Source organism: Clostridium cadaveris, from assembly GCF_020911725.1.
Taxonomy (GTDB): Bacteria; Bacillota; Clostridia; order Clostridiales; family Clostridiaceae; genus Clostridium_X; species Clostridium_X cadaveris.
On the sequence record NZ_CP076620.1, the window covers coordinates 3,066,515 to 3,086,461 of the forward strand.

At 30.9% G+C, this 19,947-nt stretch carries 22 protein-coding genes and 1 other annotated feature; of the genes, 8 read left to right on the forward strand and 14 right to left on the reverse strand.

All coding sequences use genetic code 11. The features are described 5' to 3' along the window. Both KQH81_RS14735 and KQH81_RS14740 read right to left on the reverse strand, forming a co-directional pair. A complete protein-coding gene (locus tag KQH81_RS14735; RefSeq protein WP_027637704.1) occupies window positions 1-915 on the reverse strand; it encodes an alpha/beta hydrolase in 915 nt (304 codons plus the stop codon). Between the two features lie 30 nt (window positions 916-945). Further along, a complete protein-coding gene (locus KQH81_RS14740) occupies window positions 946-1,536 on the reverse strand; it encodes a class D sortase (protein ID WP_027637705.1) in 591 nt (196 codons plus the stop codon). Between the two features lie 420 nt (window positions 1,537-1,956). Here KQH81_RS14740 and ispF point away from each other — a divergent pair, with 420 nt between their 5' ends. Then, a complete protein-coding gene (gene ispF / locus KQH81_RS14745; RefSeq protein WP_168972060.1) occupies window positions 1,957-2,430 on the forward strand; it encodes a 2-C-methyl-D-erythritol 2,4-cyclodiphosphate synthase in 474 nt (157 codons plus the stop codon). Between the two features lie 54 nt (window positions 2,431-2,484). Here the strand turns inward: ispF and KQH81_RS14750 are convergent, their stop codons facing one another. The 6 genes from KQH81_RS14750 to KQH81_RS14775 all read right to left on the reverse strand — a co-directional run bounded on the left by KQH81_RS14750 (window position 2,485) and on the right by KQH81_RS14775 (window position 6,515). Further along, window positions 2,485-3,603: an AI-2E family transporter gene (locus KQH81_RS14750; RefSeq protein ID WP_035770293.1), complete on the reverse strand. Its 1,119-nt coding sequence runs from the start codon at window positions 3,601-3,603 to the stop codon at window positions 2,485-2,487. Window positions 3,604-3,719: 116 nt separating this feature from the next. Continuing rightward, window positions 3,720-4,259 carry a hypothetical protein gene (locus tag KQH81_RS14755; protein WP_168972030.1) on the reverse strand — a complete coding sequence of 180 codons (540 nt, stop codon included), beginning with the start codon at window positions 4,257-4,259 and terminating at the stop codon, window positions 3,720-3,722. A 13-nt stretch (window positions 4,260-4,272) separates the two neighbouring features. After that, window positions 4,273-4,587: a hypothetical protein gene (locus KQH81_RS14760; RefSeq protein ID WP_074846358.1), complete on the reverse strand. Its 315-nt coding sequence runs from the start codon at window positions 4,585-4,587 to the stop codon at window positions 4,273-4,275. Further along, window positions 4,563-5,105, reverse strand: a complete 543-nt coding sequence (locus tag KQH81_RS14765; protein ID WP_074846362.1) for an RNA polymerase sigma factor — start codon at window positions 5,103-5,105, stop codon at window positions 4,563-4,565. The genes KQH81_RS14760 and KQH81_RS14765 overlap by 25 nt, the downstream gene beginning before the upstream one ends. A gap of 7 nt (window positions 5,106-5,112) precedes the next feature. Beyond that, window positions 5,113-6,174 carry a DUF4097 family beta strand repeat-containing protein gene (locus tag KQH81_RS14770; RefSeq protein ID WP_168972031.1) on the reverse strand — a complete coding sequence of 354 codons (1,062 nt, stop codon included), beginning with the start codon at window positions 6,172-6,174 and terminating at the stop codon, window positions 5,113-5,115. A 65-nt stretch (window positions 6,175-6,239) separates the two neighbouring features. Next, window positions 6,240-6,515: a cysteine-rich small domain-containing protein gene (locus KQH81_RS14775; protein ID WP_027637711.1), complete on the reverse strand. Its 276-nt coding sequence runs from the start codon at window positions 6,513-6,515 to the stop codon at window positions 6,240-6,242. Between the two features lie 341 nt (window positions 6,516-6,856). On the opposite strand from KQH81_RS14775, the gene KQH81_RS14780 reads away from it, so the two are divergent. Together KQH81_RS14780 and KQH81_RS14785 are read left to right on the forward strand one after the other, a co-directional pair. Beyond that, window positions 6,857-7,411 carry a DUF2284 domain-containing protein gene (locus tag KQH81_RS14780; RefSeq protein ID WP_027637712.1) on the forward strand — a complete coding sequence of 185 codons (555 nt, stop codon included), beginning with the start codon at window positions 6,857-6,859 and terminating at the stop codon, window positions 7,409-7,411. Window positions 7,412-7,442: 31 nt separating this feature from the next. Continuing rightward, on the forward strand, window positions 7,443-8,729 hold the full coding sequence (locus KQH81_RS14785; protein ID WP_168972032.1) for an amidohydrolase family protein: 1,287 nt from the start codon (window positions 7,443-7,445) through the stop codon (window positions 8,727-8,729). A gap of 165 nt (window positions 8,730-8,894) precedes the next feature. On the opposite strand, the gene KQH81_RS14790 is transcribed toward KQH81_RS14785, so the two are convergent. The 4 genes from KQH81_RS14790 to KQH81_RS14805 all read right to left on the reverse strand — a co-directional run bounded on the left by KQH81_RS14790 (window position 8,895) and on the right by KQH81_RS14805 (window position 11,877). Then, entirely contained in the window at window positions 8,895-9,587 is a 693-nt protein-coding gene (locus KQH81_RS14790; protein ID WP_168972033.1) for an ABC transporter ATP-binding protein, read from the reverse strand. Beyond that, window positions 9,575-10,327 carry an ABC transporter permease gene (locus tag KQH81_RS14795; RefSeq protein ID WP_168972034.1) on the reverse strand — a complete coding sequence of 251 codons (753 nt, stop codon included), beginning with the start codon at window positions 10,325-10,327 and terminating at the stop codon, window positions 9,575-9,577. Before KQH81_RS14795 ends, KQH81_RS14790 begins: the two co-directional genes overlap by 13 nt. Beyond that, window positions 10,302-11,300 carry an ABC transporter substrate-binding protein gene (locus tag KQH81_RS14800; RefSeq protein ID WP_206152981.1) on the reverse strand — a complete coding sequence of 333 codons (999 nt, stop codon included), beginning with the start codon at window positions 11,298-11,300 and terminating at the stop codon, window positions 10,302-10,304. The genes KQH81_RS14795 and KQH81_RS14800 overlap by 26 nt, the downstream gene beginning before the upstream one ends. Before the next feature lie 85 nt (window positions 11,301-11,385). Next, a complete protein-coding gene (locus tag KQH81_RS14805; protein WP_168972035.1) occupies window positions 11,386-11,877 on the reverse strand; it encodes a metal-dependent transcriptional regulator in 492 nt (163 codons plus the stop codon). A gap of 139 nt (window positions 11,878-12,016) precedes the next feature. On the opposite strand from KQH81_RS14805, the gene KQH81_RS14810 reads away from it, so the two are divergent. The 4 genes from KQH81_RS14810 to KQH81_RS14825 all read left to right on the forward strand — a co-directional run bounded on the left by KQH81_RS14810 (window position 12,017) and on the right by KQH81_RS14825 (window position 16,608). Continuing rightward, window positions 12,017-12,244 carry a FeoA family protein gene (locus tag KQH81_RS14810; RefSeq protein ID WP_027637718.1) on the forward strand — a complete coding sequence of 76 codons (228 nt, stop codon included), beginning with the start codon at window positions 12,017-12,019 and terminating at the stop codon, window positions 12,242-12,244. Window positions 12,245-12,332: 88 nt separating this feature from the next. Further along, window positions 12,333-14,438, forward strand: coding sequence for a ferrous iron transport protein B (feoB, locus tag KQH81_RS14815; protein WP_074846372.1), 2,106 nt, complete (start codon window positions 12,333-12,335; stop codon window positions 14,436-14,438). A 120-nt stretch (window positions 14,439-14,558) separates the two neighbouring features. Continuing rightward, window positions 14,559-14,815 (forward strand) — a binding site (T-box leader). Window positions 14,816-14,881: 66 nt separating this feature from the next. After that, window positions 14,882-15,904: an aspartate--ammonia ligase gene (gene asnA / locus KQH81_RS14820; RefSeq protein ID WP_168972036.1), complete on the forward strand. Its 1,023-nt coding sequence runs from the start codon at window positions 14,882-14,884 to the stop codon at window positions 15,902-15,904. An 11-nt stretch (window positions 15,905-15,915) separates the two neighbouring features. Next, window positions 15,916-16,608, forward strand: a complete 693-nt coding sequence (locus KQH81_RS14825) for a 5'-methylthioadenosine/adenosylhomocysteine nucleosidase (RefSeq protein WP_168972037.1) — start codon at window positions 15,916-15,918, stop codon at window positions 16,606-16,608. A gap of 98 nt (window positions 16,609-16,706) precedes the next feature. Here the strand turns inward: KQH81_RS14825 and ald are convergent, their stop codons facing one another. After that, window positions 16,707-17,825 carry an alanine dehydrogenase gene (gene ald, locus KQH81_RS14830; protein ID WP_074846378.1) on the reverse strand — a complete coding sequence of 373 codons (1,119 nt, stop codon included), beginning with the start codon at window positions 17,823-17,825 and terminating at the stop codon, window positions 16,707-16,709. A gap of 253 nt (window positions 17,826-18,078) precedes the next feature. Here ald and KQH81_RS14835 point away from each other — a divergent pair, with 253 nt between their 5' ends. Next, window positions 18,079-19,122 (forward strand): DUF6709 family protein, encoded by a 1,044-nt coding sequence (locus KQH81_RS14835; RefSeq protein WP_027637723.1) that lies wholly within the window; start codon window positions 18,079-18,081, stop codon window positions 19,120-19,122. A 44-nt stretch (window positions 19,123-19,166) separates the two neighbouring features. On the opposite strand, the gene KQH81_RS14840 is transcribed toward KQH81_RS14835, so the two are convergent. Continuing rightward, window positions 19,167-19,871, reverse strand: a complete 705-nt coding sequence (locus KQH81_RS14840; protein WP_074846381.1) for a PHP domain-containing protein — start codon at window positions 19,869-19,871, stop codon at window positions 19,167-19,169. Window positions 19,872-19,947 lie beyond the last annotated feature (76 nt).

Sequence of the window (19,947 nt, forward strand, 5' to 3'; positions counted from 1 at the left end):
TTATACTTCTATTTCAATGTTCGAAAGAACCTTATCTACAAATTTGAATACCTCTTTTTCATAGGATGATTTATCTACCTCTATAGCTCGTGCATGTGCAGCTCCTTTAGCTATGTACATAGCCTTCTCTCCTATTTCTTTAGCTTCATACATCTTTACACTCATGTCCCATGGGACAAAATCATCTTTATCTCCATGTATAAACATTATTGGTATCTTCGATTTCTCAACCATATCTATTGGTCTTATATCTGAAAAAATAAACTTTGCCCTAAGTTTTGCCTCTAAGCTAGCAAAATAATAAAATGGATATAAAATTATACTGCTATTCTTAGCTTTTCTCATCAATAGTTCCCTAAGACTACAGAATCCACAATCCTCAATTATAAAATCTGCATATTTATTTATATCAATATATTGAAGTGCAGTTGCCGCTCCCATAGATTCACCATGAATACCAATTATAGAATTCTTACCTTTTCTCTCTGCAACAAAATCTACCCATAAGTCTAAATCAAGCTTTTCATAATATCCATAAGTTGAAAATACACCTTCACTTTTTCCATGCCTTCTTTGGTCATAAAGCAGTATATTCCATCCTCTATCATAAAACATTTTTATATATTTTATAGACCATATTCTACTTACAGTAATACCGTGTACAAATATCATTGTCATGTTAGAATTATTGTCTATGAATTCTCCTTTTAACTTTAGACCATCATGAGATATTAATGTTATATATTCTTTTGGAAGATTAAAATACCAGTCTTTATCTATAAGGTTTCTACTTATCTGCTGTTCATACATACTTTCTTCTTCATCAGTTTTTCTTGTTACAATCATTCTAAAATATTTGTTAGTTATTATACATATTAAAATTATAGCTAGTACAATGAGTATTAAAGCATACATATACGGACCTCCCCCTAATGAGTTATTGTATTATTTCTCCAACTCACCTGTGACTATTAATCTTTGTTTCCCTCCAATTGTACATGTAACTAAAGTTACAGTAGCATCATCAGTTGGATCTAATATCTGCACATCAGTAGGTTCAATAACTTTTTGTTCCTTAACCTTATAAGTGAATTCTCCTTTTGCGGTTCTAACTATAATGTCATCCCCTTGTTCTAATTGATTAACGTCTCTAAACATTTCATTGTATATATAATTTCTATGTCCTGCCACAGCGAAATTCCCTTTTTCTCCAGGAAGTGCGGTGTTTTCAAAATGACCAACATAGTATTTTAATTTCTCATCTTCTGTGCCTTCAGTAACTAAAACTTTAACATTTATTTTCGGTATAACCATTATTCCAATGGCATTTACATCCTCATTTTCAAAACCAAGTTTAGAATCACTCTCCCCTTGTTCATCTGTTCCCTTTTGTAAATCATTTAATGCTTGTTCATATTCTTCTCTAAGTCTCTTTTCAGTATTCATAGAATTAATCTTTATTCCTGCAGATATAATTATCACCAATAATCCTATAACCACTAAGACAATTCCGAAAACCTTCTTTTTATCCTTCATAACCTAGCTCTCCCACCTTATTAATATAAATCTTATACATAATTATATCACAAAACAAATTTCCAATTACCTTAAATTTTTCTAGATATTATTTAATAAACTATTATATTTATAAAATAATAATATTGATTTTTTCTTTTGTAAACATTATCATTTTAGAGATAATTGATGTATAATAATAGTATATACAACATTTGAAAGGTGTTGATTTTTTTGAAAGGTAAGGTAATTTATGTAGATTTTCAAAGTAAAAAGGCTGTAAAAAATCAAACTACTTGCAAACTTCATAGGTTTATTCACAAATTTTTATACAAATTACTTCATTTAAAAAAGAATAATTCTAAAAAAAATCTCTCTACAGACAAGAAAAGTATTCTATAATAGTATACACAAGATAAAGTTGAGAGGAGAAGTATGACAATGAGAGTTGGACTTGGTTACGATGTTCATAAATTAGTTTTAGATAGACCACTTATTATGGGTGGTGTAGAAATTCCTTTTGAAAAAGGCCTTCTTGGCCATTCTGATGCTGATGTATTGATTCATGCGATAATGGATTCTATACTAGGCGCTGCTGCTTTAGGTGATATTGGAAATTATTTTCCAGATACCGATTCTAAGTATAAAAATATAAGCAGCTTAGAATTATTAAAACATGTAAAATCACTTATTGAAGACAATGGCTTTTCTATAGGAAATATAGATGCTACTATAATAGTACAAAAGCCCAAAATGTCTCCTCACATTCAGAAAATGCGAGAAAATATCAGTTCCATACTTGGAATAGAATTAGATCAAATTAATATTAAAGCAACCACTGAAGAGGGTCTTGGCTTTACTGGATCTGGCTGTGGGATATCTGCTCAAAGCATAGCTTTATTACTAAATAAATAATAAATTTTAAAAGAGTTCCTCCTTCTTAATTTTGAAGGAAAAACTCTTTTTATTTTATATTAAATCTGTATATCCATTATCCTTTACATTTCTCTTTATAATTCTATCCATATAAATCTTTATTACTGCCATTATTGGAACCGAAAGTATCATTCCTACTGCTCCATAAACTCCTCCACCTATAGTTACAGCAAGTATTACAAGGAAAGGATGAAGCCCTACTTTTCCACCTATAAGCTTAGGATCTAAGTACCAACCATCAAATTGTTGAAGAAGGAATAAGAAAATTAATACTACTACTGCCTTTATAGGGCTAATGAACATATTGATGACAAATGCCACGAGCATTCCTAAAAATGGTCCGAAATATGGTATCATGTTTGTTATTCCAACTATTACAGCTAAAAGCATAGTATAAGGTATCTTAAGTATAGTCATTCCTACAAAAGCCATTACAGCTATTATAAGTGAGTCTATAGCTTTAATTCCTATGTAAACCCCTATCATATGATGGACATTTCCTACAAGTTCTAAAAATTTAGATGCTCTCTTTTCTTTTAGAATCATGTAAGTAAAAGTTCTACCAATTCTTAAAAAGTTTTCTTTATCTGCAAGAATGTAAATTGATATTATAAATCCAAATATCCATTTTATAAGGCTGCCAGTAAATGTAACCATATTGCTTACTATAGAATTAAGCGATGAAACTAAAAGTTCACTTCCCTTTGATGTAATAAAGTTCAAGTTTATCTTATCCATGTAATTTGTTGAACTCAGTATATTTTGTACATTAGGATTCGATAAAAACTCATTTATTTTATCTTGTACTACTGTTGCATAATAAGGTACATTTGATGCTATATCTATTATACTATCTACTACTTTTGGTATAAGGGTTGTAACTGAAAGTACGAGAAGTCCTATTATAATTGCATAGGTTAAACAAATGCTTATCCACCTTTTTAACTTTAGTTTTCTCTCAAATAAATTCATCAGTGGATTTAATACATAGGCTATTATAAAAGCGTATATAAAAGGCGTTAATATGGCTTTTGCCTTACCAAATATGTTAAAAAAATAATTGTAGTTATCTATTACCCTTATAAGTACATAAGCTATAATAACTCCTATGATTATATCAATATACTTAGTAATTCTATTTATGAACTTCAATTAATTCACTCCATTTCCTGAAATTTATTATTTCATTATATCAGTTTATAGAAAAAAATACACTAGATTTATCGGATTTATCATCTTAATGATTTCCTAAATCTAGTGTTATAAGCTTAATTTTCTTCTTGCAATTTATTTTCTTCTAATTCCAAACTTTCTACTTCTTCTATTCTATTCTTTGTATTATGATTTTTGCTCTTCATAAGGATAAAAATTCCTAAAGCTATAAGTGCTACAGGTCCTACATATCTCCTAAACCTATATTCAAAATAAGGTATTAGATTGAAGTCTTCTGATATACTTCTTATAAATGCAAATACACCTAAAACTATTAAAACTATACCTATGCCTTTTCTAAAGTTTTTGCTTATGATTATATTTTCTAGTGTTTCCTCTCCAATTATAACCTTGTCATCTATATATTCACCATTATTTATTCTCTTGTATACATCAAAGGTAGTAAAGAAGCTATAAAACCATATAGGCAATCCCAGTACCATTTGTAATGAATGTATATATAACATGCTTGGTATTTCAAACGCAAGCATAAACAGCACTAATACACTTATTCCTTTCTTTATCAACCCATTGTACATAAATCCAACTCCAGGTATACATGCACATATAAAATTTAAAAAACTATTTCTTTTCAATTTTCATTCCTCCCTATCTAAGTATATTGTTAAAGTTAAGTGCTATATTTTTAAGCAAAAATATAATTTCATTTATCTTACTTCCCCATATATTTAAGGCGATAAGCGCTAATCCACTGGTTACAAAGCTGAGACCTGTTGTTCTATTATAAAAAGAGAATCTCTCTCTTACACTTGGAAGCTTTTTCTCTAGTTTTTTCTCAGCAAGCATCTGCATTTCATTATTCTTATGAATCTTGGATAAAAGTTTCATATTATAGTCATTATCGGTATTTGTCTTTCCGCATTCACTAAGAAGTTTTTCTAAATACTCATCTTTTTCTTCCATAATAAAACCTCCTCTTTTTCCAGTTTTTCTTTCAAAATTTTTTTACCTCGATATATTCTTCCTTCAATTGCTCGCTCAGTTATATCAAGGATATTTGATATTTCTTTATAGCTAAGACCAACATAGTAATGAAGCACTAAAGGAGTTTTCAAATCCTTTGGAAGCTCTTTTATACATTCACGAATAAATCTCCTGTCATCTAAGTCTTCTTTATGGGAAGGTTCTCCCTTTACTACATCACTTATAAAATCTTTTATAGTCCGCTTTCGTTTATAGCTCAAGCATTTATTGATTGCAATCTTGTATACATAAGTTTTCAGTGAACTGTCTCCTCTAAAACTGCCTATATTTTTGTATACTGCGATAAAGACTTCTTGAGACATATCTTCTGCCTCTCCTAAATCTTTAGTATAAGAAAAGCAGAGAGAAAGAAGTTTATTTTTATATTCATTTACAAATTCTATAAATGCAGCTTCATCTTTTTGTTTCAGCCTTTTTACTAACTCTGCTTCCTCCAAACTTTTCTCACTCCTTCATTTCTATATCAATATCTCCTGATTTTGTCCATATATTTATATTTCCATTGCCATTTCCTAAAGTCTTGTTTAGATTCTGCTTATTCTCACTTAAAGTATTTCCATTCAGTCTTATGTTCCCATAATCTGTAGTAGCCTTAAGTACTGCATCTGCACTGTCACTGCTCAGTCTAATATCGCCCGTATTACTTCTTACTTTTATATTTCTACTTATATCGTTATCTATTATTACAGCTCCATTTTTATTGTCTATATCTACATTTTCACTGTTTCCATTTACCTTAACACTTCCATTTACATTTTCTATGGAGGAATCATTTATATTGCTTATATCTATATCACCATTTGAATTCTTGATATGGGCTTCTTTAAGATTTTTAAGATTTACATATGCATTTTTAGAATCTACAATCATAACTGCATTTGACAAATCTTCCTCACTTTCAATCTTACCGTTATTCACTATAATCTCTATTGATATACCATTTGGTACATATAAAGTTCCCTCTATTCCTCCTATAGGCTCTCTATTAAGGTCTAAAGTAAGCTTATCTGCTTCTTCTCTAAAGTATGTGTCAGTTTCATCTATACCTTTATTATTTTTAGCTTGTATATATCCATCAAAAATTAATTTCTTTTCCTTGGATGGTTTTATATCGATGTCTGCATTGTTTGCCCTTAAGATTATTCTTGCTTTTGAAAGCTCTTTTTCAACTCTGAATGCTACTTTATTAGTGTTAGAATATCCTATAGAATTTTCTATTTGAGATTTTAAACTCTCAAAATCAATTGATCGAAAAAGTCCCCATGCACTATCTGTTATTAAAAATACTATAAGTACGAAAATAGTTAAAAAACTAAATTTGTATGACTTTGCCTCATCTTTATTTTTGTAGGATATATAAAGAAATTCTAATCCCAACACTATTATCATCATTGGCCAAAATTTGAATAATGTATATGCTAAATCCCCATTAAATTTAGACAACAAAAGTGCCACGCCTAAAAATATAAAGGATATGGCGGTTGTTATCGTACCGATTTTTCTCATACTATTTCTCCTCCATAAACTTGTTTTCATTATATTAGACGCAGCACTTTTATAAATCCCACAGATTATTTATTATTTTTTTTATAGCTTTCTATAAGCCTTTCTGCATTTACATCTACTATCTTTTGGACTATATGCTCATACCCTCTTGGTCCATGAGGTATCATGCAATCACTGCAATCCTTCACTCCATTAGATAATTTATGATTTCCTCCACATTCCTCTAAGAAATATAATGGACAGTAGCAAAATAAACAATTGAAATCATCCTCATTTGCTACCTTGTGACAAGGAAAATATTTGCACGCTTTGTTTGAAAAAAATCTATAACTGTTTTCCATTGGAACCCCTCCATCTCTTTATGTTATATATCCCTAAATTAAATATATAATAATAGCTCTGTTTAGTCAAAAGCCCCTATAACCTCTCCCCTAGTCATATTAAGATTATTTCTATACAATTCTTTCTGTAGTTTTATATCGCTCCTATTACAATAGAAATCCTATACATAATACAGTATATTTCCTATATAATATTCATATAAGGTTAAACTCAATAATAATTTTACTTTTTAAAGCTTTATATATCTCTGACATCCTTTTTCCATATTTTCAATATCCTTGTATTAAAAAATTATGTGTTTTATAATTGTTTTGTAAATTATATGGTTAGGGGGATCTTTATGAATATATATGAGATTGAAAAAAAGGTTAGTGAAATCTGTGGAACAAATGCAAAATGTCTAAGCACAAAAGAACTTGTATTTAATCCAGTTTTCAGAAAGTATTGTGAAGAAAATAAATGTGGCATGTATGGACGAAATTATATGTGTCCTCCTGATATAGGCACATTTGAGGAAGTAAAGCAAAGAGCATTGAAATATGAATATGTAATTTTTTATTCAACAACAGGTGCCATAAGGGATTTTGATGACAAAGAAAATATAAAACTCATAGAAAGCAGACATAATGGAAATGCTGAAAAGATAACTGAATTTTTTAGAGAAAACATTGATAAAACTATACTAAATGTAGCTAGTAAATGCTCCTATTGTAGTGAGTGTAGCAAAATTACAAACTCTCCATGCAAACATCCAGACAAGGCTAGAGCATGCCTTTCAGCATATTGTATAGATGTAAGCAAGATGGCTGAAAAATGCGGTTTTGAATTTAAGAGCGATGGAAAGTCACTTTCATTTTTTGGTGCTGCATTATTCTGCTGTGATGATGCCATTTAAAGAAATAAATGTGTTGAAGGAAGTTGTTATTATGGATAATAAATCAGCCTTTTGTGGCAGAATAAGCACTGATTCCGGTATAAAGAATGGCTATATCCTAACTGATATAAATTCTGGCATTATAGAAGAAGTTAATTTTTCAAAAGATATGCCTGAATTTTTTTCAGGAGATATTTTTAAATACGATGACAACTACATCATATATCCTGGTGATTTTAATTGCCATTCACATCCTGAGCAGTCTATCTATACAGATATCATAGATAAATCTTGGGATCTTGGAACTTGGTGCAGAAATACAATTTATAAATACAGTTCAGTTTTAAAAAATGAGCATATATATTTAGGCTGCTTACGTGCCTTTTCAAGGATGCTTCTTCTCGGGGATACATCTGTGATGGTATCCTACTATTGCCACGGCAATAAGGGAAACACTTTGGATAATGAGGTTCTAAGGGCTGCTAAAGATGTTGGAATAAGATTATACTTTGGAAGGATGAATTACGACATAATGAATGAAGATGCTTATGAAGGAAAGAAAGTTTCTCAAAAGAGTTACTACGAATCTCCTTCTGAAGCAGAAAAGAACTTCTTAGCTCTTTTAAACGAATGCTACCCAAATACAATAACTGTTGCTCCTTCTCTTCACAGCATTCATGCTTCTTCAAAGGATGCAATAATAAATGGTATAAACCTAGCTTTTGACCATAACAGATATATACAATTTCATCTATCTGAAGATAAAGGTGATGTAGACTTATCCTTAAAGCTTTATGGATTCAGGCCAATAGAATTTTTAGAGTCTCTTTTAAAAAACGGTGAGGTAAAAAGTCTAAGTCATGTTATACTTTCAGATTGCGTTTGGATTAATGACAATGAAAGCGATATAATAAAGCGATATGGCATGAAAGTTGTTTTAAACCCTAGAATGAATCACAGAATAAAAACAGGTTCTGCGAATCTTACAAAACTTTTAGAAAAAAATATCACTATCTATTTAGGTACTGATGGAGAAGCAAGTAATGATGACCTTTCTATAATGCATGAACGAGATTTTATAAAAGATAGGTATAAAAATATAGACGAATCTATTATAGATTTACTTGGATCTACTCCATTAAAACTTGGTGAAGGTTTTGTAGGAAACATAGCAAAAAACAGTTTCTGCGATTTAAAGATACTCGATTCTAAAAATAATGTAAAAGATGTATTTGTAGGTGGAAATCAGATAATACGTGATTATAAACTTATTTCAATGGATATAGAGAAAGACATAGAAGAGCCTTTAAAACAGAGCTTGAGTAATTTATTCTTATAAAACAAAAGTGGAGAGTCTATTAACTCTTCACTTTTATCTTCTATCTATGAACTTCTTTAAGAATAACCCTAGCAGGACTTCCATCACCGTCTTTTATTCTCATAGATAATGCTATTATTTCATACTCTCCTACTTCTATTTCCCTAAAATCAAGATATTCTGTATTTACATTATGTTTTCAATCTGCTTCTTTACGTTTGATTCATGACCTTTTTTATTTTCTATGACAGCCTTGATCTTTGTAGGTTTATCAGAAAAAATCACAATGGTGTCACCAAGGGCTACAGCTTCATCTATATCATGAGTTATAAGTATCACTGCTCTTTTGGAATTTACCATCAGTTCTCTAAATAAATTATAGATATCATTTTTAGTTCGTATATCCAATGATTTGAAAGGCTCATCCATAAGAAGCACCTCTGAAGGATATGCGAAAGCTCGAGCTATATTTACTCTCTGCTTCATACCTCCGCTTAAACTTTTAGGATAATAATCTATGTAATCTTTTAGTCCTACTAAATTTAAATATTTATCAATGATTCCTTTTAAATTTTCCTTTTGGATTTTATCTTTTAGAACAAATTCTATATTTTCATACACACTTTTCCATTGGATAAGCCTGTGTTCTTGAAATATAGAGCTTATAGAGCAATCTTTAAAACCTATAATCTCTCCTGAAAAATCCTCTATATTATCCATAAGAATATTAAACATAGTAGTCTTTCCTGAGCCTGATGGTCCTAAAATCGCTGTAACTTTACCCGACTTAAACTCTATATTTATTCCATCAAGAACCTTCAGTTCTCCATAAGACTTTTTTAGGTCTACAACTTTATATGTCTTCTCTAAGCCTTCCATTGCATAGACCTCCTTACCATAAGTTTAATAATAAAATCAAAAATAGAAGTTATAATCATGACTATTATTATCCATGCAAATACTCCTGGTGTATTTAGATATATCTTCTCCAAATTCATACTACCGCCTATGGAGTAAGCTGGCTGTCCTAATACTTCTCCTGCTATTATTACCTTCAACATAAGCCCCATTGCTGATGGCATAAGTGGAAGAATACCATGAATCATAGATGGTATATAAATATCTTTTATTATATTTTTCTTGCTTACTTTATACATTCTAGCCATTTCTATGAGCTTCTTATCTATGGATTTTAACGCTCCTATAAAGCCTTCATATAATATTGGAAAAACTATTATAAATCCTATGAGTATCGGTGCTTTATCATTATTAAGCCATATAAGTGCTATTATTACTATCCCCATAGTTGGTACAGATTTTAATAAAGCAACTATTGGAATCATAAGATTATATATGAAATTATTTATTCTGCTTAATATAGACATGATTACACTTAAAATCATAGTGATAATAAATGCTATTAAAAATCTTTTTAGAGATGAAAATAAAATCATAAGAAAATTCCCATTTCCTATGATTTCATTTAAGGCTTTAATGGTACTAGAAATAGAGGGAATTATGATATCGTCATAATTCTCCCCTAATATTCCCCATGTAAAAATTATAAGTATTAATGATATTAATATATATTTATTATTTCTGCATGTATAATCCTTCATCAGGAATCTTTCCTCCTATTGACTTAGGAGCAAATTTCATTATAACGTCATAATACTTAGCATAATCATCCTTAGATTTATCTATGGCAACATAATTTATATTTGCTCTCTCCATAACCTTTGGTGCTAACGCTTTAGATAAAGTTAATCCTAAATCTTCACTATATTGTCCAAGCTCTTCTGGCTTCTCATTTGCAAAAGCTATAGATTTTTCATATTCTTTTAAAAAGCTATCTACAAAAGCTTTATGTTCCTTTGCAACCTTGCCCTTAATTATAAGACTAGATTGAGGATATCCATAATTACTGCTTTGTTTTTCTTTCCACTGGTCATTTAAGCTTGCTACTATTTTAGTTTCAGGCTTTTTAGATAAAATTTGTGATAGCATAGGCTCTGGTACAACAGCTACTTTTGCTTTTCCTGATATAAAAGCTGGTGCAAGCTCTGTAGCTCCATTTAAATAAGTTAGTGTGACATCTTTATCTGGATCTACACTATTTTGAGATAATACATATCTAAGAACAACATCAGGTGTAAGACCTTTTCCTATAGTATAGATTTCTTTTCCTTTCACTGAAGCTAAATCCTTTATATCTTCACTTGAAATCATATATAAAGAACCCCATCCAGCTGTTGCTGCAAGCTTGTAGTCTAAGCCTTTATTAGCTGCTTGTGCTGGAAGTGTAGATGGAACTACAGCTATATCTGCTTCCTCATTTAGTACCTTTGCAACTAAGCTGTCTGATGTCTTTTCCACAGTATATGTCACATTGTATCCAGCTGCAATCTCTGGCTTATCTTTCATAAGTTTTGCCGTAGTAATGGCTGGGAGTCCTTCAGGCACATAAACATTTATGTCTACAGGTTCCTTTTTTGCATTATTATCTGGCGATGAGCTGCCACATCCAGATATCATTAAAAGCATCATTGATAATGCTAATATTATTATTTTGTTTCTTTTTATGAATCTCATAATTCATACCTCCCTTATATATACATATATATTGTATATCAGAGAACTATTATTAACAACTAACATTTACTATTTTTTCTATAAATTAATTTTTACTACATCTATTTTTAAACTCTATATATCTATCCATTATGTCTTCATTAGCCTGCATAAACTCCATAAGTTCCCCCATACCTTCTAGTGTTTCCTTGTTTATAGTATGCTCTATCTTTTCTGTCTCTTCTAATATTTTGTCTTCTTCATATCCATCACAATATACTAAAAGTTTTAAAAATATAAAAATCAATTCATGCCTCTTTAAAAGCAGTTCTCCAATTATATTTCCTTCATCAGTCAAAATTATCGCACCGTATTTTCTGTATTTTACAAGTTCTATATCAGCAAGTCTTTTTATCATCTTTGTAACTGATGGAGGTTTTACATGCAGTATACGTGCGAGCTCATTTACTCTCACTCCATCAGTATTCTCAATCCCTAATCTGTATATCATCTCTATATAATCCTCTTCTGAAGCACTTAAATCATTAAATTCTTTTCCCATGTATTTATAAAAAGTATAAAATCTATCTTTTTCCATCATTACCCCATAATTAAAGCATTTTATTTAATTATATTCTTATAAATTGATTTTTATAATTATAGGAACAACTAAAAAGTTCCATTCATATTATATATAAAAACAAAAGTTAGTCTAGGTTAACATGGAGGTACAAAGTATGGAGAAATTGTGTAACGCAAAGATAGGTTCAATCGTAAAAATTGAAAATTTAACTGCAAAAGATATATTAAAAGAAAGATTCTTATCCTTAGGTCTAACTCGCGGAGCTAAAATTGAAGTTCTAAGAAAAGGTCCTAAAAACAACCTTACAGTATTTAGAATCAGAGGCGCTATGATTGCCCTTAGAAATGAGGAATCATCATTGATATATGTATCTGAATCTTAAAATCCCTTGTTCTTTTTCAATCACAGTGAGTTAAGCAAGTCTCACTGTGATTAAAAATCTTTATATATTTGGAGGTGTATCATCTGTCATGGGACTTACTTACAGTTCAGTACAAAAAAATTCATTACAAGATATCTTCACCATAGGTGAAAAAGAAAATAAAACTGTCATAGCTCTGGCTGGAAATCCTAATACAGGGAAAAGCACAGTATTTAATGCTTTAACAGGATTAAACCAGCACACAGGCAACTGGCCAGGAAAAACCGTAGTAAATGCAAGAGGAGATTTTTCCTATAACGATAAAGATTATGTCTTAGTTGACCTTCCAGGAACCTACTCATTATTTGCTTCATCTGTTGAAGAAATGGTAGCAAGGGATTTTTTATGTTTTGGAAACATAGATGCCGCTATAGTTGTAACAGATGCTACCTGCCTAGAAAGAAATTTAAGCTTGGTGTTTCAAGTAATGGAACTTACTCCAAAAGTAATCCTTTGTATAAATCTAATAGATGAGGCTAAGAAAAAAAATATACAAGTGGATGGAAAAGGTATAGAGGATTTTCTTGGAATTCCTGTTGTATTAACATCTGCCCGAAATAATGAAGGCCTCGATAAGCTTAAAGAAGCTATAGAAAAAGTTTCTTTAAAAACAGACTTCTCTTGTGTAAATAGAGTTCTCTATCCAGAAATTGAAGATAAAATCAAACCTCTAGAAGAGTCTATAAAAAAAATTATTCCTTCTGTAGACAGCAGATGGCTTGCATTGAGATTATTAGATAGCGACGAGAGATTATTGACATCTATAAAGGATTTTCTTGGTGAAGATGCCTTTAATGAGATACTATCGTTTAAGACTTCATTACCATTAACTCGTGAACATCTACGTGAATATCTCATGGAGGAAAACTACAAAATTGCAGAGAAAATAAAAAGTAAATTTGTCACGGAAAAGAGCAAAAAATATCTTCGTGATGAGAAGATAGATAATATTTTAACTTCAAAAACTTTTGGAATACCTATAATGCTTTTACTTCTTGCTATGGTATTTTGGATTACCTTAACCGGAGCCAATGTTCCTTCTTCAATGCTTTCTGATTTGTTTGGAAAAATAGAAATAAAACTCAGTGAGTTTATAATATCCACAGGCGTACCAATGTGGTTTCATGATTTATTTGTGCTTGGTATCTATAAAACTCTAGCTTGGGTTGTTGCTGTAATGCTTCCTCCTATGGCTATTTTCTTCCCTATATTCACATTATTAGAGGACTTTGGTTATCTTCCAAGAGTTGCATTTAATATGGATCATTTGTTTAAGAAAGCATGCGCTCATGGTAAACAATGTCTAACTATGTGCATGGGCTTTGGCTGCAATGCTGCCGGAGTCATAGGATGCCGTATAATAGAATCACCTCGTGAAAGGCTAATTGCAATAATAACCAACAACTTTGTGCCTTGTAATGGAAGATTTCCTACAATCATAGCTATATCAAGTGTATTTTTTATGGTATCAAACAAAACTGTTTCTTCTTTTATTCCAGCTTTAACTATAACTATTTTAGTAATCATAGGTATTGGGATTACCCTTCTTGTGTCTTATATTTTATCAAAGACGCTTCTTAAAGGAGTTCCATCAACCTTCACTTTAGAGCTTCCCCCTTATAGAAAACCACAAATAGGGAGAGTACTTTATAATTCCTTAATTGACAGAACAATTTTTGTTTTATCTAGAGCTGTAATAATTGCTATTCCAGCAGGAGCTTTAACTTGGGTCTTCGCCAATATTTATATAGGTGATGCCAGCATATTATCTCATGTAGCAGGATTTCTAGAACCATTTGCTCATCTTATAGGGTTAGATGGATTTATACTTCTAGCATTTATACTTGGCTTCCCTGCAAATGAAATAGTTCTACCTATAATTTTGATGTCTTATCTTTCTACAGGAGTAATGACAGATTTTGATTCCATAGAATCTCTTAGAACCATACTCCTTAACAACGGATGGACTTACCTTACAGCTCTAAACACTATGCTATTCAGTCTCCTTCACTGGCCTTGTTCTACAACCCTTTGGACTATAAAAAAAGAAACTGGAAGTTTAAAATGGACTGCTTTAGCTTTCTTAATTCCAACTTTAATTGCTATAGTAGTATGCTTTATAACTGCTACACTATATAGAGCTTTTGGTTTTTAAATCTCCATTGAAACCAACGTGAAGTGGTACATATTTACCACTTCACTTGATTAAATTTTAAAATTTATCTTTACATCTGTCCTTTATCAATATATAATAAACATAATTATTTTTTATCTGATAAAAACTTTGATAGGAAGAAGTAATATGAGAATGTAGTCTCAGCGATTGAGGGATGGTGTAAGCCTCAAACGAAAGCTTGTATGAATAACATCCTTGAGTTTCTAACCGAAATCTTTTAGATAGTAGACTTAGACGGGACCCTTCCGTTACAATGGGACAATCTCAAATTTGAAATTCGAATTTGGCATTGATTAAAGTGAGCATTTGCTAACATAGGTGGTACCACGGAAGTATATTAACCTTTCGTCCTATATTTTTATAGGATGAAAGGTTTTTTTATTTTATATAACAAAAAATACATTTTAATGGAGGTAATATTTATGAAACAAACTATTGATTTACTAACTCTACCTAAAGACTACACCAGTATATTAGACGTAAAAGAAACACAAATTGCCATCAAGCATCTAAAAGATTTTTTTGAAGAATCTCTTGCTAAATCATTAAACCTAACAAGAGTTTCAGCTCCACTATTCGTAACTGAAGATTCTGGTATGAATGATAATTTAAATGGTGTTGAACGTCCTGTTCAATTTGATATAAAATCAGTTCCAGACACAACTGTTGAAATAGTTCATTCCCTAGCAAAATGGAAAAGACGCGCTTTAAAAAGCTATTGTTTTTCTACTTATGAAGGTCTTTACACTGATATGAATGCCATAAGAAGAGATGAGGATTTAGACAATCTTCATTCAATCTACGTAGACCAATGGGATTGGGAAAAGATAATTTTAAAGAAAGACAGAAATATTGATACTCTAAAAAATACAGTAAGAGATATCTACAAAACATTTAAGGACACTGAGTGTTATATTCATTCACTTTATCCTGAAATTGAAAGAATTCTTCCTGATGAAATAACTTTTATAACTACTCAAGAGTTAGAGGATATGTACCCTGACCTTTCTCCAAAGGAGAGAGAGCATGCCATAACTCGTGATAAAGGGGCTGTATTCTTAATGCAGATAGGATGTACTCTTCTTTCTGGTGAAAAGCATGATGGAAGAAGTCCTGACTATGACGATTGGAGCTTAAATGGAGATATATTATTTTATTATCCTCTATTTGATACTTCTATCGAACTTTCTTCTATGGGAATAAGAGTTGATGAAGAAACACTACTAAAGCAGCTTGAGCTATCACATTGCGAAAACAGAAAGCATTTGAAATTCCACCAAGCTTTATTAAACGGAAAACTTCCTTATACAATGGGTGGAGGTATAGGCCAATCAAGAATATGTATGTTCTTTTTAAGAAAAGCTCACATAGGAGAAGTACAAGCTTCTTTATGGAGTGATGAAATGATAGAAATATGTGCTGATAACAATATTATGCTTTTATAGGAGGTAAATCTATGAGTGTTATTGGAATAATAGGAGCCATGACAATAGAGATAGAGGCAATAAAAGATAATTTATCCACATTTACTGAAAAAAACTATGCAGGTTTCCACTTTTATGTTGCTAAATATAAAAATTTAGATGTAGTATTGGTATCTTGTAGTGGCGGCAAAGTAAATGCCGCATGCTGTACACAAATATTAATTGATAAGTTTTGCGTAGATAAAATCATAAACACAGGAATTGCAGGTAGTTTAAATCCTAAAGTAAAGCTATGTGATACCGTTATTTCAAAAGATTTAACTTATCATGATGTAAGAAAAATTCAAATGAAAACATGCTTTCCCTTTATGGAATCATTTAAGGCTGATGATGAATTAATCCAATTAGCCCTTAAGGTATGTGATGCATCTGATTTAGAAGACTTTGATTATCACCTTGGAAGAATTGTGACAGGAGATGCTTTTATCTCAGACTCTGCTTTGAAATCTTCCATTATAGAACAATATGATCCTTACTGTGTAGAGATGGAAGGTTCTGCTATTGCTCATGTTTCTGCAATAAACAATGTGCCATTTTTAGTAATAAGAAGCATATCCGATAACGCTGACAATAACGTTGATATTGATTATGACCAATTTGAAAAAATAGCTGCAAATAATTCAGCTATACTTGTACTAGGTTTATTAGACTTACTAAGTAAATAATATATATTAAAAATCCCACTCTAATATTTCAGGTGGGATTTTTATGAATTTACCAATCATATATTATTTCTAGTATTAGATTTTATTACACATTATTTTCAAAATCCAAATTCAGATACAGGACTATATTCTAATCCTTGTGCATCAGCTACAGCTTTATATGTGACTTTTCCTTTGTAAGTGTTTAATCCCTTTAGAAGTGCCCTGTTATCCTTCATTGCCTGCTCTGCACCTTTATTGGCAATTTGTAATGCATATGGCATAGTTGCATTTGTAAGAGCTAATGTTGATGTCCTTGGTACTGCTCCGGGCATATTAGCAACTGAATAGTGAACTACATTATATTTTATAAAATAAGGATTCTCATGAGTTGTTATTCTGTCTATAGTTTCTATTGAACCTCCTTGGTCTATAGCTACATCGACCAAAACCGCTCCGGATTTCATAGATTTTACCATTGCCTCTGTAACTAACTTTGGCGCTTTTGCTCCTGGTATTAAAACTGCACCAACTACCAAGTCTGCTTCTTTAACACTTTTAGCTATATTATATTTGTTAGACATCAAGGTTATAATTCTACCTCCAAATATGTCATCTAAATATGCTAGTCTAGATGGTACTATATCTATAACAGTTACTTGTGCTCCAAGTCCAACAGCCATTTTAGCAGCATTAAGTCCGACAGTTCCGCCTCCTACTATAACTACTTTAGCAGGCTCTACTCCTGATACTCCACCTAAAAGCATACCTCTGCCACCGTTTATTTTCTCTAAAAGTCTTGCTCCAACTTGAATAGACATTCTTCCTGCAACTTCACTCATTGGCTCTAAAAGAGGAAGAGATCTGTTATCAAGCTGAACCGTCTCATAAGCAATAGCAGTGATGTTCTTTTTTAGCAAAGCTTTTGTCAACTCTGGCTCAGGAGCTAAATGAAAATAGGTAAAAATCGTTTGTCCTTCTTTAAATAAGTCGTATTCTGGAGGTAATGGTTCTTTTACTTTCATAATTATATCTGATATAGCATAGACTTCTTTTGGAGTATCAAAAATTTTAGCTCCCTCGTCCAAATATTCTTTATCAGTAAATCCACTTCCAAGTCCTGCGGATTTTTCAATATAGACTTCATGTCCTGCATTAATGAAATCTGTCACTCCTGCTGGTGTAATAGCAATACGATTTTCATTTGCTTTTATCTCTTTTGGAATTCCTATAATCATGATATTTGCCCTCCTTACACATCAAATATTTAACTCTATATTATAATTAAAAATCTTTTTCCACTAATTGTAAAGCACATTCTTATGTATTTTTTTTCTTTTTTTATCATTATTCTACTAAAAAATCTCAAAATATTGCATAGTGAAATTTTTGACTTATCTTTGAAATACATTTAAAAATTTGGATATTATTGACATAATCTATAGAGTTTGTTACTCTTATCTTAAATCTATTTTATGGGGGGCTTTTAATATGGAAGATTCATTTTTTATCTATAATTATAAAAGAAACATGATTGTACGAAGTATACTTTTTTCAATAGCCTTATTTTTTTCATTGTCTATCCTTTTCTCTGGACTTTCTCTTTTTAATAAAAATTATACTTCTCCACTCATAATTGATGATTCCCTTTCCTATTCATCCTCAAACCTAAAAGACAAGTATATAAAAATTAATTTGAACGACATAAGAGCTCTTAATGTATCCGAATATGTTCGTTCCAGCAATTTAGGGATAAAGGTTGGAGAATTCGATAATAGTAATTATGTAGCCCTCTGTTTTAATAATAAAATACTAATAGCTGATTTATCTGATTCTGATTTTGAAGAATTTGTAAAGCAATCACCATCAAGCTACACATTAAGAGGAGTAGTAAAGTGTCTAAATGAAGATAAACTTTCTTTGATCAAAAACAACTTAAAGGAATTAGGTTTCTCCGATGCACAGCTTAATTCTTTAGTATTTAAAAATTATGTTCAAGCGATGTCTCCTCTTCAATCTGCATCTCAACCTATAATAATTTCCCTTATAATATTCGCACTATCCTTTACATTATTTATACATATATCAATTCAAAATAGCAAAATGTTAAACAGCTTGAATGGATTTTCAAATGTTTATCCTGACCTTATTTATGAGGAAATTGATGCTGAGCTTCTTTGTGAGTCCGTATACATTAATGATTCGATTATGATAACTGAACATTATCTAGTAATACTAAGCGACTTATTAGTGGCAGCTATTCCACTTTCAGAATTAGTATGGGTGTATAAAAAACCAGATAAAATGTACAAAGATAGGCATCTAATTAAAAGACACAGAATATTTTTCATGCTATCAAATAAAGTTTGTTGCTCAATAAATTTCTACAATTCTGATGATAGTTTTGAAGAACTTCTCAGCCATATCTCTAGCCAATGTCCTACAACAATTTTAGGATATTCTCATGATGTAGACGATTCCATAAAAAATGACTCAAAAGAATTTTTTGATAAATGGTCACACATGCAAATTTAAAAACAAAGCTACCATGAATCATGTCATGGTAGCTTTAAATCTAATTATAATTTTTTTATTCTTGATATAAGACCACTTCTCGTTAAAAAATCATCTATCTCCTCTTCATTCAAGTAGACTTCCCCTATGTTTCCATGATTTCTACTCACATCATTAATCCTATGAAAATCAGAACCAGCAGTATATATCATATTGTTACTTTTAGCAGCATGTATAAAATAACGTGTATCATCTATAGTATTCTTAGCATATTTTGCCTCTATGCCATCAAAACCCATAGTTTTTATAATTTCAAATTCTTCTCTTGGCAGAAGAACTGGATGGGCTAATACTACTGTTGCACCAAAGAATTTCAAAATTCTTACTGCTGTCTCTATATAAAGCTTATGACTATATTCATAAAAATCGATTGTATTTCCAAACATATATCTTATTTTCTCTATATGTCCTCTTTTTGCTTCCATCAGGATTTCATTAAACATATCATTTTTATAGCTGTCATCTTTAAAATATCCAAGAACGTGTACCTTTGTATTCTTATATCTAGCTGAAATCTCAACGGCCGGTATGACCTCAACCCCGATGCACTCACCTTCTTTGATGGCTTCGTCTATTCCTGAAACTATATTGTGATCACTTATAGACATTATATCCACTCCATAAAATTTTGCCATACGTACGATTTTACTTGGTGTCATACTTCCATCTGAATAAATTGAATGTATATGGAAATCCCCCTTTTTAAACATGATTCTCCTTCATATCTTGTAAATTGCTTAATCATTTATGTTTTATTATATTCTAAATCTTAAAGAGCAGTGTCAT